Source organism: Morganella morganii (assembly GCF_019243775.1).
Taxonomy (GTDB): domain Bacteria; phylum Pseudomonadota; class Gammaproteobacteria; order Enterobacterales; family Enterobacteriaceae; genus Morganella; species Morganella morganii.
The window spans coordinates 952,915-966,870 of sequence record NZ_CP069157.1 but is presented as its reverse complement, the minus strand read 5'-3'; the positions used below and the strand labels follow the sequence as shown (position 1 = coordinate 966,870).

At 52.7% G+C, this 13,956-nt stretch carries 13 protein-coding genes and 1 riboswitch; of the genes, 4 read left to right on the top strand and 9 right to left on the bottom strand.

Features of this window, described 5'->3' with window-relative positions:
- Nucleotides 1-31: 31 nt before the first annotated feature.
- Both mglA and mglC read left to right on the top strand, forming a co-directional pair.
- Entirely contained in the window at nt 32-1,540 is a 1,509-nt protein-coding gene (mglA, locus tag JL661_RS04365) for a galactose/methyl galactoside ABC transporter ATP-binding protein MglA (protein ID WP_004237775.1), read from the top strand.
- Nucleotides 1,541-1,551: 11 nt separating this feature from the next.
- On the top strand, nt 1,552-2,565 hold the full coding sequence (mglC, locus tag JL661_RS04360) for a galactose/methyl galactoside ABC transporter permease MglC (RefSeq protein WP_004237773.1): 1,014 nt from the start codon (nt 1,552-1,554) through the stop codon (nt 2,563-2,565).
- A 64-nt stretch (nt 2,566-2,629) separates the two neighbouring features.
- Here mglC and speB read toward each other — a convergent pair whose 3' ends face one another.
- Both speB and speA read right to left on the bottom strand, forming a co-directional pair.
- Complete coding sequence (gene speB / locus JL661_RS04355) at nt 2,630-3,553, bottom strand: agmatinase (RefSeq protein WP_004237772.1); 924 nt, start codon at nt 3,551-3,553, stop codon at nt 2,630-2,632.
- A 59-nt stretch (nt 3,554-3,612) separates the two neighbouring features.
- The gene (gene speA / locus JL661_RS04350) at nt 3,613-5,517 is read right to left on the bottom strand and encodes a biosynthetic arginine decarboxylase (RefSeq protein WP_004237771.1); all 1,905 of its coding nucleotides are present in this window, start codon (nt 5,515-5,517) and stop codon (nt 3,613-3,615) included.
- A gap of 667 nt (nt 5,518-6,184) precedes the next feature.
- Between speA and metK the strand changes: the two genes are divergently transcribed.
- Entirely contained in the window at nt 6,185-7,339 is a 1,155-nt protein-coding gene (metK, locus tag JL661_RS04345) for a methionine adenosyltransferase (RefSeq protein WP_004237769.1), read from the top strand.
- A gap of 74 nt (nt 7,340-7,413) precedes the next feature.
- Here the strand turns inward: metK and JL661_RS04340 are convergent, their stop codons facing one another.
- The 3 genes from JL661_RS04340 to JL661_RS04330 are packed head-to-tail and all read right to left on the bottom strand — an operon-like array spanning nt 7,414 to nt 8,578.
- Entirely contained in the window at nt 7,414-7,839 is a 426-nt protein-coding gene (locus JL661_RS04340; protein WP_004237767.1) for a DUF6691 family protein, read from the bottom strand.
- A gap of 9 nt (nt 7,840-7,848) precedes the next feature.
- The gene (locus JL661_RS04335) at nt 7,849-8,259 is read right to left on the bottom strand and encodes a YeeE/YedE family protein (RefSeq protein WP_004237765.1); all 411 of its coding nucleotides are present in this window, start codon (nt 8,257-8,259) and stop codon (nt 7,849-7,851) included.
- A 1-nt stretch (nt 8,260) separates the two neighbouring features.
- On the bottom strand, nt 8,261-8,578 hold the full coding sequence (locus tag JL661_RS04330; protein WP_004237764.1) for an ArsR/SmtB family transcription factor: 318 nt from the start codon (nt 8,576-8,578) through the stop codon (nt 8,261-8,263).
- 109 nt (nt 8,579-8,687) lie between these two features.
- On the opposite strand from JL661_RS04330, the gene JL661_RS04325 reads away from it, so the two are divergent.
- Nucleotides 8,688-9,239, top strand: coding sequence for a SprT family zinc-dependent metalloprotease (locus JL661_RS04325; protein WP_004237763.1), 552 nt, complete (start codon nt 8,688-8,690; stop codon nt 9,237-9,239).
- Here the strand turns inward: JL661_RS04325 and JL661_RS04320 are convergent.
- From JL661_RS04320 to hcp, 4 genes are all read right to left on the bottom strand, one after another.
- Nucleotides 9,220-10,281, bottom strand: a complete 1,062-nt coding sequence (locus tag JL661_RS04320; RefSeq protein WP_004237762.1) for a magnesium transporter — start codon at nt 10,279-10,281, stop codon at nt 9,220-9,222. The genes JL661_RS04325 and JL661_RS04320 overlap by 20 nt on opposite strands.
- A 75-nt stretch (nt 10,282-10,356) precedes the next feature.
- A riboswitch (M-box (ykoK) riboswitch) is annotated at nt 10,357-10,529 on the bottom strand.
- 87 nt (nt 10,530-10,616) lie between these two features.
- Entirely contained in the window at nt 10,617-11,006 is a 390-nt protein-coding gene (locus tag JL661_RS04315; RefSeq protein WP_004237761.1) for a nuclear transport factor 2 family protein, read from the bottom strand.
- 127 nt (nt 11,007-11,133) lie between these two features.
- Nucleotides 11,134-12,141, bottom strand: coding sequence for an NADH oxidoreductase (gene hcr / locus JL661_RS04310; protein WP_046024155.1), 1,008 nt, complete (start codon nt 12,139-12,141; stop codon nt 11,134-11,136).
- Nucleotides 12,142-12,207: 66 nt separating this feature from the next.
- Complete coding sequence (hcp, locus tag JL661_RS04305) at nt 12,208-13,860, bottom strand: hydroxylamine reductase (protein ID WP_062772707.1); 1,653 nt, start codon at nt 13,858-13,860, stop codon at nt 12,208-12,210.
- Nucleotides 13,861-13,956: the final 96 nt, after the last annotated feature.

The window sequence follows — 13,956 nt, the reverse complement described above, 5'->3', positions numbered from 1 at the left end:
TCCGGAACGATAACATTAGCCAGGTGTATGTATGGCCGACAGCTCAGGCGAATATCTGCTGGAAATGATGCATATCAATAAATCATTTCCCGGCGTTAAGGCACTCGATAATGTCAATTTACGGGTACGACCGCACTCCGTTCATGCCCTGATGGGCGAAAACGGTGCCGGTAAATCCACATTATTAAAATGCCTTTTCGGGATTTATAAAAAAGACAGCGGCAGCATCCTGTTTCAGGGACAGGAAATCGATTTTAAAGGCTCAAAAGAGGCACTGGAACACGGCGTGTCCATGGTGCATCAGGAGCTGAACCTGGTGCTTCAGCGCTCGGTGATGGACAACATGTGGCTGGGACGGTATCCCGCCAAAGGGTTTTTTGTCGATCAGAACAAGATGCTGAAAGACACCCAGGCCATCTTTGATGAGCTGGATATCGATATCGATCCGCGGGAAAAAGTCCGCAATCTGTCCGTCTCGCAAATGCAGATGATCGAAATCGCCAAGGCGTTTTCCTATAACGCAAAAATTGTGATCATGGATGAGCCGACCTCCTCCCTGACCGAAAAAGAAGTCAATCATCTGTTTACCATTATCCGCAAGCTGAAAGATCGCGGCTGCGGCATCGTCTATATCTCCCACAAAATGGAAGAAATTTTCCGTCTCTGTGATGAGATAACCATTCTGCGTGACGGCCAGTGGATCTCCACACAGCCCCTCGAAGGGCTGACGATGGATAATATTATTGCCGCCATGGTCGGGCGCACACTCAGCCAGCGTTTCCCGGAAAAACAGAGCACGCCGGGAGATGTCATGCTGGAAGTCAGAAACCTGACGTCTCTGCGCCAGCCGTCTATCCGCGATATCAGTTTCGATCTGCATCAGGGGGAAATCCTCGGTATCGCCGGTCTGGTCGGTGCCAAGCGGACGGATATTCTCGAAACCCTGTTCGGGATCCGCGAGAAATCCTCCGGCACCATCACGCTGAGGGGGAAAACCATTAAGAACAACAGTGCGAATGAAGCCATTAATCACGGTTTCGCACTGGTCACCGAAGAGCGCCGCGCCACGGGAATCTATGCCTGGTTAAATATCAGCTTTAACTCGCTGATTTCAAACATGGGCAAATATAAAAATAAACTGGGTCTGCTGGATAACAGCAAAATGAAAAGTGATACCCAGTGGGTGATTGATGCCATGCGGGTGAAAACCCCCGGCCATCACACCCAGATAGGCTCGCTGTCCGGCGGAAATCAGCAGAAGGTAATTATCGGCCGCTGGCTGCTGACACAACCGGAAGTGTTAATGCTGGATGAACCGACGCGGGGTATTGATGTCGGGGCAAAATTTGAGATTTATCAGCTGATTACTGAACTGGCCAAAAAAGGAAAAGGGATCATTATCGTTTCCTCCGAAATGCCGGAACTGCTGGGGATCACAGACCGGATTCTGGTGATGAGCAACGGTGAGGTCGCCGGTATCGTCAACACCCGTGACACTTCGCAGAGTGAGATTTTACGTCTCGCCTCCCTTCACCTTTAAGGATATTAACAATGAGCGCAGCATTAAATAAAAAAAGCTTCCTGTCCTATCTGAAGGACGGGGGGATTTATGTGGTTCTGCTGGTCTTACTGGCGATTATTATCATTCAGGATCCGACATTCCTCAGCCTGATGAACCTGAGTAATATCCTCACCCAATCCTCGGTGCGGATTATTATCGCGCTGGGTGTCGCGGGGCTGATTGTCACCCAGGGTACGGATTTATCCGCCGGGCGCCAGGTCGGGCTGGCGGCGGTGATTGCGGCGACATTGCTGCAATCCATGGAAAACGTGAACAAAGTTTTCCCGCAGATGGAAACCTGGTCTATTCCGATGGTGATCCTGCTGGTGTGTGCGGTCGGAGCAGTTATCGGTCTGGTTAACGGCCTGATTATTGCCTATCTCAATGTCACGCCGTTTATTACCACACTCGGTACCATGATCATCGTCTACGGTATCAACTCCCTGTATTACGACTCTGTCGGTGCTTCACCGGTAGCGGGGTTTGATCCGAAATTCTCTGAATTTGCCCAGGGATTTATCCGTTTCGGTGATTTTAAGCTGTCATATATTACGTTCTATGCCGCGATAGCCGTCTTTTTTGTCTGGATCCTGTGGAATAAAACCCGCTTCGGCAAAAACATTTTTGCCATCGGCGGTAACCCGGAAGCGGCTAAAGTGTCCGGCGTGAATGTCGGCCTGAACCTGATTATGATTTACGCCTTATCCGGCGTGTTCTATGCCTTCGGCGGGTTGCTGGAAGCCGGACGTATCGGCAGTGCAACCAACAACCTCGGCTTTATGTATGAGCTGGATGCCATCGCGGCCTGTGTGGTGGGCGGCGTGTCCTTCTCCGGCGGGGTCGGGACTGTGCTGGGTGTGGTGACCGGGGTGCTGATTTTTACCCTGATAAACTACGGCCTGACCTATATCGGCATCAACCCGTACTGGCAGTATATTATCAAGGGCAGCATCATTATTTTTGCCGTCGCGCTGGATTCACTGAAATACGCGAAGAAAAAATAATTTCACTGAAATGCAAAAAGACCCGCAGTGCGGGTCTTTTGTTTTAACGGTGGTGAAACCGGTTTCAGCCTTTTTTCGCGGCCTGGAGATAGAGCATTTCCAGTGCGATAGTTGCGCCGGCCAGTGCCGTGATATCGGACTGATCATACGCCGGTGCCACTTCCACCAGATCCATGCCGACGATATTGAGCGGCTGAAGGCCGCGCAGCAGTTTCAGCGCACGATCTGTTGTCAGCCCGCCGATAACCGGTGTGCCGGTGCCCGGGGCAAATGCCGGGTCCAGACAGTCGATATCGAAGGTCAGATAAACCGGCATATCACCGACAATCGCTTTCACCTGAGCAATCACATCATCCACGGTGCGGTCATTGACCTGCGCCGCATCGATCACGGTGAAACCGTTATCTGTTTCATGCTCGGTACGGATACCAATCTGCACGGAATGCGCCGGGTCAATCAGTCCCTCATTCGGGGCGTGATAGAACATGGTGCCGTGGTCAAACTTGCTGCCGTTGCCGTAAGTGTCGGTATGGGCATCGAAATGCACCAGCGCCATCTTACCGAAATGTTTGGCATGCGCGCGCAGCAGCGGCAGAGTCACAAAGTGATCGCCCCCGAAAGAGAGACATTTTTTACCGGACGCCAGCACTTTTTCTGTGTGCGCCTGTAACTTATCACTCATGTCCTGTGCATCACCGAACGCGAACACCAGATCACCGCAATCCACCACATTCAGGCGCTCGCGCATATCGAATGTCCACGGCCAGCGGTTACCTTCCCAGGCCAGATTGGTTGAAATCTGACGGATGGCTGCCGGTCCGTGACGGGAACCGGCACGGCCGGAGGTCGCCATATCAAACGGAACACCGGTGATCACCCAGTCAGCGTCACTGGTGTACGGCTGGAAATTCAGCGGCAGGCGGAGAAAACCAAACGCATTAGAGACCAGTGAGTTATCGGTCTGATTACCTAATGTGCTGTTAATCATAATGATTCCTTTATTAATGTCTTACTGACACAAAGCCGGACGTATTATCCCGCCGGGTATTATTCATCTTCTAAATAGGTATAACCGTACAGGCCGCTCTCGAACTCTTCGGTAAAGGCCTTTTGCTCCTCTTCATCCAGATCAGAGATTTTCACCTGATCACGGAAGCGTTCGAGCAGAATTTTCGGATCCAGCTTCACATACTGAAGCATATCCGCCACGGAATCGCCCTCTTCACTTTCCAGATAGCGCACCTGACCGTTTTCGCCGACATACACATCCAGTGCAGCGGTATCGCCGAACAGGTTATGCATATTGCCGAGGATTTCCTGGTAAGCACCAATCATGAAAAAGCCCATCATCGGCGGATTTTCCGGGTCATAAGATGGCATCGGCATGGTGGTCGCCACCCCGTCACCATCCACATAGTGGTCGATAATACCGTCGGAGTCACAGGTGATATCCAGCAGCACCGCGCGGCGATCCAGCGGCTTATCCAGCCCTTCAATCGGCAGTACCGGGAACAGCTGATCAATCCCCCACGCATCCGGCAGTGACTGGAACAGCGAGAAATTCACATAGAATTTATCCGCCATGCGTTCCTGCAGTTCATCGATAATCGGACGGTGTGCGCGGTTACCCGGATCGAGATCCTGCTGGATACGGCGGCAGATATTCAGATACAGCCCTTCTGCCCAGGCGCGTTCAGTCAGGGACAGCATGCCCTGCGCGTACTGGGTGTGAATATCATGCAGGTCGAGCTGGCTGTCGTGCAGCCATTCGCGCAGAGAGCGGGTATTGCCCTTGCTCTGCATCTCTTCCCAGGTTTCCCACAGGCTGGCAACCGGACGCGGTGCGTCTTCGGCAGGCGCCGCCACCGGGGAGAACTCGTTGCGCTCCACACCGATCACATTGGATACCAGTACGGTATGGTGCGCCGTCAGGGCGCGGCCGGATTCGGTAATAACTGTCGGGTGCGGCAGGCCGTGCTCTTCACAGGCATCGCCGATAGCCCAGATCACATTATTGGCATACTCATTCAGCCCGTAGTTCACAGAGCAGTCAGACTGCGAACGGGTACCTTCATAATCCACCCCGAGGCCGCCGCCGACATCAAAGCACTGAATATTGACACCCAGCTGATGCAGTTCGACATAGAAACGGGCTGATTCACGGACACCGGTGGCGATATCGCGGATATTCGCCATCTGCGAACCGAGGTGGAAATGCAGCAGCTGCAGGCTCTCCAGGCTGTCTGCCTGACGCAGCATATCAATCAGCTGCAGTACCTGGGTGGCCGCCAGACCGAACTTGGATTTCTCGCCGCCGCTGGCCTGCCATTTACCGGATCCCTGAGACGCCAGACGCGCCCGCACGCCCAGGCGTGGTACCACATCCAGATTTTTCGCTTCCTCAAGCACCACGGCGATTTCAGACATTTTTTCAATCACAAGATACACTTTGTGACCGAGTTTCTCGCCCATCAGGGCAAGACGGATATACTCGCGGTCTTTATAGCCGTTGCAGACGATCACACTGCGGGTCATACCGGCGTGCGCCAGTACCGCCATCAGCTCTGCTTTGGAACCGGCTTCCAGTCCCAGCGGCTCCCCGGCATTGACCAGGGTTTCAATCACGCGCCGCTGCTGGTTGACCTTAATCGGGTAAACCAGAAAATAATCACCTTTGTAACCATAGGATTCGCGGGCACGGCGGAACGCGGCATTAATCGAACGCAGACGATGCTGCAAAATCTGCGGAAAGCAGAATAATGCAGGCAGACGGATGTGCTCCCGCTCTTTCTGCACACGGTTAACCAGCTCAGCCAGATCAACGGCGGCCTGCGGCATCTCCGGATTCGGGCAGACGGTGACATGACCGAGGTCATTCACACCGTAATAGCTGCCGCCCCAGTATGCGATGTTATAGGTCTGCTGCATCTTCAGCGCGATATTATCATTCATTAGTCATCTCCTGATTCTGGAGTGAAACTTACCTGTATGGCTGACATACGCCTATCCCCCTTCACCGTGGGATAAATCTGTCCTGTTGACAAGTAAAAATTCAAAATGGATTACATCATCCGGCAAAAACCGGACACAGATTTACGGGCTTACCGCAGAGTGACCCGCCTGCTTGCGTTATCCGGTCTGTTTGAGTGTAACGGATACGGAAAACACCGTGCAGAGCACGTGTCAGTCAGAGAGGAAGAGAGAACAGAAAAAGACGCGGACACATGCTGTAAAGCACGTGGCTGTTGAACGTCAACAAGCAGCAGATAATGGTTCATTAACCCATTTACCCCCACACAGGATTACACACCGTAACCCCCGCCTGAATCATACAGAAAACCTGAGTTTCTGCCGTTTATAACTGAAGAAAAATTCACAGCTACTGGCCGCAGTTTATACCGGTTATGACACAAAAATGCAAAATCAAAATGACGGATAAGTGTAAAAAATAAAAACAGTCACGTAACACATTCTGAAAAGTGAAAAAAACCAGCGGAAAAACCGGAGGCACTATAAAATTTCTGGAACCACTGCCGATTATACATTAGAATAGCCGTCTAGAAGTTAATACATCCATCAATGTACCGAAAGTTCACTTCACTTAAGGTAGAGAAAAATAATGACTACACATCTTTTCACTTCTGAGTCCGTATCTGAAGGACACCCGGATAAAATTGCCGACCAAATTTCGGATGCAGTCCTTGATGCGATTTTAGAACAAGATCCCAAAGCGCGTGTTGCCTGCGAAACCTATGTCAAAACCGGTATGGTTCTGGTCGGCGGTGAAATCACCACCAGGGCATGGGTTGATATTGAGGAAATCACGCGCCGTACTGTCCGTGAGATTGGCTATACCAGCTCATCCATGGGCTTCGATGCTGATTCCTGTGCGGTAATCAGTGCTATCGGCAAACAATCTGCCGACATCAACCAGGGCGTTGACCGCGCTGACCCGCTTGAGCAGGGTGCCGGTGACCAGGGTCTGATGTTTGGTTATGCCTCAAACGAAACTGACGTGCTGATGCCGGCACCAATCACCTATGCTCACCGTCTGGTCGAGCGTCAGGCTCAGGTACGTAAAAGCGGTACGCTGCCGTGGCTGCGTCCGGATGCGAAAAGCCAGATCACCTTCCGTTACGATGACAACAAAATCGCCGGGATTGATGCGGTTGTGCTGTCAACCCAGCACTCTGAAGATATCTCACAGAAAGATCTGCATGAAGCGGTGATGGAAGAGATCATCAAACCGGTTCTGCCGGTTGAGTGGCTGGATCCGACCACCAAATATTTCATCAACCCGACCGGCCGTTTTGTTATCGGCGGACCAATGGGTGACTGCGGTCTGACCGGCCGTAAAATCATCGTCGATACCTACGGCGGCATGGCACGTCACGGCGGCGGCGCATTCTCCGGTAAGGATCCGTCAAAAGTTGACCGTTCCGCAGCCTATGCGGCCCGTTATGTGGCAAAAAATATTGTCGCTGCCGGTCTTGCTGACCGCTGTGAAATCCAGGTCTCCTACGCAATTGGCGTGGCAGAGCCGACGTCCATTATGGTAGAAACCTTCGGTACCGGTAAAGTTTCCAACCAGCAACTTACGCTGCTGGTGCGCGAGTTCTTCGACCTGCGTCCGTACGGTCTGATTCAGATGCTGGATCTGCTGCACCCGATTTATCAGGAAACCGCAGCATACGGTCACTTCGGGCGTCCTCAGTTCCCGTGGGAAAAAACCGACAAAGCAGAGCAGCTGCGCGAAGCCGCTGGTCTGAAATAATTCCCTGTTATATTAACAGGCACAAAAAACCGGCTTTTCAGCCGGTTTTTTTATGTTCTGAATCCGTAAATACATTATGATTTACTGCACTGCCGTGATGAATACAGTGCAAAAATCACCATCCCGGCAATCATTGACGCAGTAAATACCAGCCCTTTGATACTAAGCATCCCGGATAAAACAATCCCCGGTCCCGGGCAGATCCCCGCCAGCCCCCAGCCGATACCAAACAGCAGTGCGCCGGTCAGCAGCCGTTTATCAATTTTACTGTTCGCCGGTAACTCAAGCGGCGTGCCGCATACGGTCTTTTTACGTTTTTTAGCCACCGTAAAGGCAACCATACTGACCGCCATCGCTACCGCCATGGTGATCAACAGTGAAGGATCCCAGTTGCCGGTAATATCCAGAAACGCCAGAATTTTCTGCGGATTACCCATCCCGGCCACCAGCAAACCGAGGCCGAACAAAATCCCGCTGATTAATGCAGTGATAACAGGCATAGCGTATCCTTATTTCATCAGCCAGACAGTCAGAAAAGCACTGACCATAAACACCGCCACGGCAGCAAATGATCGTTTTGATAACCGCGCCATACCGCAGATACCGTGTCCGCTGGTACAGCCGTTACCCAGCCGCGTGCCGAAACCGACCAGCAGACCGGCCGCAATCAGCAGCGGATAATCCGCAGCGATCACCACATCCGGCTGACCGGCAAACAACCTGTAAACCCACGGTGCCCCTGCCAGCCCGGCAATAAACGCTATCCGCCAGCCGCTCTGCTTTGTGAACATATTGGCGAAGATCCCGCTGATCCCGGCAATCCGCCCGTTAAACAGTAACAGTACAGCAACCGCAATGCCGATCATCAGTCCGCCCAGTGCCGCACTGACCGGCGTAAAAGCCGCGCTATCAATAATCATATTATTTTCCTTGTTTTTCAGGACAATAAAGCTGATACAGCGTGGTGAGCAATATCAGGACTTTTTCATCTGCCACGGAATAATAGATACGTTTTCCCTCACGCCGGGTGTGCACCAGTCCTTCATTGCGCAGAACCGTCAGTTGCTGTGACAGCGTCGGCTGATTGATGCCGGTCCGCTCCTCCAGTTCGCTGACATTGCATTCCCCCTGACTCAGCTGACAGAGCAGCAGCAGACGATCCGGATTCCCCAGTGTTTTCAGCAGGGCAGCAACGCCGGTGGCGGCTTCCTGCATATCGGTAAGCAGTGTTGGTGTCATGAATTTATTCCTTACTACATTATATAATTAAATATAATATTATTTTGCAACATATACAACATGCTGATAACGGTTGCAGCTTTACGTCAGTATCGCTAAGCTTCCGGCTATGAAACCGACCCGAGTCCCCACCGCATTACAGCAGGCCTGCATGCAGACCCTGCGTGATTATCTGGCCCGCGCCTGCCGGGTGCTGAAGACGGATTATCCGGAGCCTGAGCTGAACTACCGTCAGCGCGGCACCACCGCCGGCAGCGCCTGCCTGCAAACATGGGAAATCCGCCTCAATCCGGTGTTACTGACGGAAAACGGCCCCGGATTTATACAGGATGTGGTTCCTCACGAGCTGGCGCATCTGCTGGTTTACCGCCGTTTCGGACGCGTGGCGCCTCACGGGCGGGAATGGCAGTGGATGATGACAGAGGTGCTGGGTGTTCCGGCCGTCCGTACACACCGCTTTGATGTGACGTCTGTCCGCGCCCGGACATTCACTTACCGCTGCCAATGCAAAACGGCACATGAACTGACTGTCCGCCGCCATAACAAAGTGTTGCGCGGGGAAAGTCAGTACCTGTGCCGTCACTGTAAAAGTACGCTGGTGTGGGATAACAGTGCAGCTGCAATATCATCCCCGTGCGACCTTACACCAGATCAGTCATAATCAGTTTGGCCATCTCGAAGTAGATAATCAGCCCGGTGCCGTCAATCAGTGTGGCAATAAACGGAGCGGAAACCACTGCCGGATCCACTTTCAGACGCTTGAGCACCATCGGGATAATAGAAGACACCACCGCACTCCAGACCGTGATACACACCAGTGTCAGGCTGACCACCATCATCACTTCCGGCCCGACCCCCAGGAACCAGGCACGGATCATCCCCGCACATCCCATGGTAAAGGCGACCAGCAGTGACGTGGACAGCTCTTTGCGCAGCACCGCACCGATATTGCGCAGGCTCACTTCCCCGAGTGCCATGGCACGGACGAGGGTTGAGGTGATCTGAGTACCGCTGTTACCGCCGGTGCCGATCAGCAGCGGGATAAAGAAAGCCAGCGAGATAGCGGCTTCCAGCTGCTCCTCGAATGCCTTGAGCACCGTACCGGTATAGGCTTCCGCCACAAACAGCATCAGCAGCCAGACTGCGCGCTTACGCCACAGCGTGAACGGACTGGTGCTCAGATAAGGCTCATCCAGCGGCTGGGAGCCGCCCTGTAATGCCGCATCCTGGGTGTTTTCATCCTCAATCAGCTCCGCGATATCCTGCGGACGCAGAATACCGGCCAGCTTGCCGAACTGCACCACCGGCACAGTATCAATCCCGCTGTTGTTGATAAGCTCATACACGTCGTGCCGGGACTGCTCCGGTGACACCGAAAAATACGTCTGGCGCATCACATCGGCGACAAACATATCTTCCGCTGCGGTCAGCAGGGCTTTGACCGGCAGGATACCATTCAGGTAATTATCCTCATCCAGTACATATAAATAAGTGGGGATCTGCTCACCTTCCAGTTCCTCACGCAGGGTGCGTTTGACGGCAGCAATCGTGTCTGACACGGTCACGCGGATATACGCCTGACTCATGTAAGCACTGACTGCGTCTTCATCATTACGCTGCGGACGATCGGTATGGTGTGGCGGATTAACGGATGGCGCGGAAATGACCAGCGCGTCCGCTTTTTCGTAGTTGGTTAACTTCATGATGTGTGACCCTAATGTCTGTTATGGACTTCAAACAGCACTCCAATAGGGGCGAAACCAGATGAGAGAATGCGTAGGCTATCTCACGTCTCGGTTTTAGCACTATACAACGTATCCCGCAGACTGCGGGAAGTTACTTCGGGTTATACCTTCTGTTCGATATAACCTGTCCTAATCTTGGGCGTCTCTCGACGTCGTCAGATCAGCAACCTTTGTTTGTATAGGAGCCTCGCCTAACGAGATACTGCACCTTAAATGCGGCGCGAATTATAACTCTCAGAAATTATATGGCGAGGACTATTACTATTTCGTTTAGAAACCATTGAGGTTACAAATCAGGTCCGGGAACCCAGATCATTATCGCTCTCATCACCGGTCAGCTGCCGTGTCACTTCCTCACAGCGGACAATTTTACCGTCTGCCAGACGGAAACAGGCGAAAACCTCAAAGGCGGCGTGCTCGCCACTGACTTTTTCAGCTTTCGCGATATGCTGAGTGTGCACACAGGACCCGCCTTCAGCGATGGATTTAATCTCAATGGTAATACTGCGGGTTGCCATTTTCAGGGCATTAAGATGGGCAAGAAATGCGGGGAATTCAATTGTCTGACCATTCACCACCTGAACATAATCACGGGAAAAATACTGTTCAACCAGGGATTCATCACCGATATGTTCACCGAGAACGTCAGTCAGGGCGCGGGCTACAAACTCTGTCTTATTCATTGCTGAAAATCCTTTTTTATTATGATCACATTTACAGCATAGCGGAAACCCGGCGTTTATCCGCCGGAAACAGAAAAAGCGCCGCTGAAAACGGCGCTTTTTTGCAATTATACAGAATGATTCTCAATCAGGCTAATTCAACATTGCCCTGAATCTGACAGCTGCACGCCAGAACATAACCCTGTTCAATCTCTTCCGGGGTCAGCGTCATGGTGCTGGTGGTGGTGTATTCACCGCTGCGGACGCGGGTTTTACAGCTGCCGCAGACACCGGCACGGCAGGCCGCCATCACCGGTACACTGTTAGCTTCCATCGCTGCCAGCAGGGTCATACCGACAGGTACTTTTACCTGACGCAGCGGGGACTGAATGGTCATGGTGACCATCTGCTCTCCGGCTTCCGCTTCCGGCTCCGGCCCGAAACGCTCCATAAAGAAGCTGCCCGGATCCACATTCAGCGCCTGACAGAATGTCTGCACATTCTTCATATACGGCGCCGGACCACAGGTCATCACCGTGTGCCGTGCGATATCCGGGATCAGCGCCTTCAGTTTTTCTTCTGACAGGCGGCCGGATAACAATTCATCCGTCTCATCACTGTTTTCCACCATCAGGATCAGGCGCAGACGGGCCGGGAATGCAGTCAGCAACTGCTGCCATTCCTGAGCAAAAATCACCTGCTGTTTATCACGCACGTTGAAAATCACCGTCACCTGACTTTCCGGCTGACGGTGCAGGATCCAGCGGGTCATCGACATCACCGGTGTCACGCCGCAACCGGCGGCCAGCATCAGATAGCGCTCTGCCGGGCGGGCATCACAGGTAAATTCACCCTGTGCATCAGACAGCCACAGGTAATCACCCGGTTTCACCTCGCCGGTCAGCCAGCCGGAACCCTGTCCGTCATCCAGACGGCGCACCGTCAGGCTCAGGAACGGGCTCAGTCCCGGTGTGGAGGATAAGGTATAAGCACGCAGTGTCTCATCACTGTTGCGGATACTCACCAGCGCATACTGCCCTGCGTGATACTGATAAAAATCGTGGTTAATCAGATTGATAGTCCACACATCCGGGGTTTCCTGCCTGACAGAATGGACCTGCATGCGGTTCGGACATAAAGACGTCGGCATTGTCATCGGGCTCTCCTGACTCCGTGCCGGAGAAGGCGTGACCGCCCTCTCCGGTGCTAACAGTTACAGCAATTACGCGCCTAACACAGCGTGTAAATCATTTTCAACAGTGGTAATCGGACGCATACCGAATTTTTCATTCAGTACATTCAGCAGATTGTCAGTCAGGAATGCCGGAGCAGTCGGGCCGGTGAAGATATCCTTCACACCCAGCGCCAGCAGGGTCAGCAGAATCACAATCGCTTTCTGTTCAAACCAGGAGAGCACCAGTGTCAGCGGCAGATCATTGACGCCGCAGCCCAGTTTCTCAGCCAGTTTCACCGCCAGCATAATCGCGGAGTACGCATCGTTGCACTGACCGACATCAAGCAGGCGCGGTAATCCTTCCAGGGTACCGAAATCCAGTTTGTTGAAACGGTATTTACCGCAGGCCAGAGTCATAATCAGGCAGTCCTGAGGAACCTGACGGGCGAAATCGGTGTAGTAGCTGCGTTCACCGCGGCTGCCGTCGCATCCGCCGACGAGGAACACATGACGCAGTTTGCCGGTCGCCACCAGGTCAATCACTGTATCGGCGGCATTGAGCAGCGTTTCACGGCCGAAACCGACGGTGATCAGGTGCTCGATTTCGCTGTACGGGAAGCCGTCCATCGCCTGAGCCTGCGCAATAATATCGCTGAAATCATCACCGGTCAGGTGTTTCGCGCCCGGCCAGCCGACGATACTGCGGGTCCAGATACGGTCGGTATAACTGCCCGGATTCGGATCCAGAATACAGTTGGAGGTCATCAGAATCGGGCCCGGGAATTTGGCAAACTCAGTCTGCTGGTTCTGCCAGCCACTGCCGTAGTTACCGACCAGATGTTTGTATTTTTTCAGTTCCGGATAGCCGTGTGCAGGCAGCATTTCACCGTGAGTGTAAATGTTCACACCGGTGCCTTCTGTCTGTTGCAGCAGCATATGCAGATCTTTGAGGTCATGACCGGAGATCAGAATCGCTTTACCTGCCACCGGACGGACGTTCACGGAAGACGGCGTCGGGTGACCGTAAGCTTCGGTTTCACCGGCATCCAGCATTTCCATGATTTTAAAGTTCATCATACCAATCGCCATGGACTGGTTGAGCAGCTCACCCATATCAGACGGATCAGTACCGAGCCACGCCATGATTTCATGGTACTGGCCGTAAATCTCATCACTGTATTTGCCCAGCACATGGGCGTGCTCCATATATGCCGCCGCCCCTTTCAGGCCGTACAGGCAGAGCATACGCAGACCGTGGATATCATCACCGATAGCCTGCTTATCTTTATTCAGGGCAAATTCATCCGCCTGTTTCACCAGTGACGCAATATCCGTGCCCTTCAGTTGCAGGTTTGCTAACGGGTGATTCAGAACCAGTGCCGGGTTTTTCGCCAGGCAGCGTTTCATCAGGCTGTCACGCATCACAACCGCTTCCTGCGCATAACCGATGATGCGCTCAGAATCGAAGTTAACGTTAGTTAATGTGGAGAAAAATGCACGCGGCGCAAAGCTGTCTGTGTCGTGATCGATGATACCTGATTCACGCGCAGCAACCGCCCACGCTGAAAGACTTTCCAGTACTGCCACCAGCAGATCCTGTAAGTCAGATGTTTCTGCGGTTTTACCGCACATGCCCTGGGCATAGGCACAGCCATTACCCACCGGTGTACGCATCGTTTGTTCACATTGCACACAGTACATGCTCTTGCTTCCTTATAAGTTGTATTTTATATGCAACATAAGAATACGCCATTTCAGACCGGTGAAAAGGGGTTTTCCTGACTATCATTCCTTTGC

Bases quoted from the DNA above. Each gene is read 5' to 3' on its own strand.
- mglA (WP_004237775.1), top strand. From the start codon at position 32: ATGGCCGACAGCTCAGGCGAATATCTGCTGGAAATGATGCATATCAAT.
- mglC (WP_004237773.1), top strand. From the start codon at position 1,552: ATGAGCGCAGCATTAAATAAAAAAAGCTTCCTGTCCTATCTGAAGGAC.
- speB (WP_004237772.1), bottom strand. From the start codon at position 3,553: ATGATTAACAGCACATTAGGTAATCAGACCGATAACTCACTGGTCTCT.
- speA (WP_004237771.1), bottom strand. From the start codon at position 5,517: ATGAATGATAATATCGCGCTGAAGATGCAGCAGACCTATAACATCGCA.
- metK (WP_004237769.1), top strand. From the start codon at position 6,185: ATGACTACACATCTTTTCACTTCTGAGTCCGTATCTGAAGGACACCCG.
- JL661_RS04340 (WP_004237767.1), bottom strand. From the start codon at position 7,839: ATGCCTGTTATCACTGCATTAATCAGCGGGATTTTGTTCGGCCTCGGT.
- JL661_RS04335 (WP_004237765.1), bottom strand. From the start codon at position 8,259: ATGATTATTGATAGCGCGGCTTTTACGCCGGTCAGTGCGGCACTGGGC.
- JL661_RS04330 (WP_004237764.1), bottom strand. From the start codon at position 8,578: ATGACACCAACACTGCTTACCGATATGCAGGAAGCCGCCACCGGCGTT.
- JL661_RS04325 (WP_004237763.1), top strand. From the start codon at position 8,688: ATGAAACCGACCCGAGTCCCCACCGCATTACAGCAGGCCTGCATGCAG.
- JL661_RS04320 (WP_004237762.1), bottom strand. From the start codon at position 10,281: ATGAAGTTAACCAACTACGAAAAAGCGGACGCGCTGGTCATTTCCGCG.
- JL661_RS04315 (WP_004237761.1), bottom strand. From the start codon at position 11,006: ATGAATAAGACAGAGTTTGTAGCCCGCGCCCTGACTGACGTTCTCGGT.
- hcr (WP_046024155.1), bottom strand. From the start codon at position 12,141: ATGACAATGCCGACGTCTTTATGTCCGAACCGCATGCAGGTCCATTCT.
- hcp (WP_062772707.1), bottom strand. From the start codon at position 13,860: ATGTACTGTGTGCAATGTGAACAAACGATGCGTACACCGGTGGGTAAT.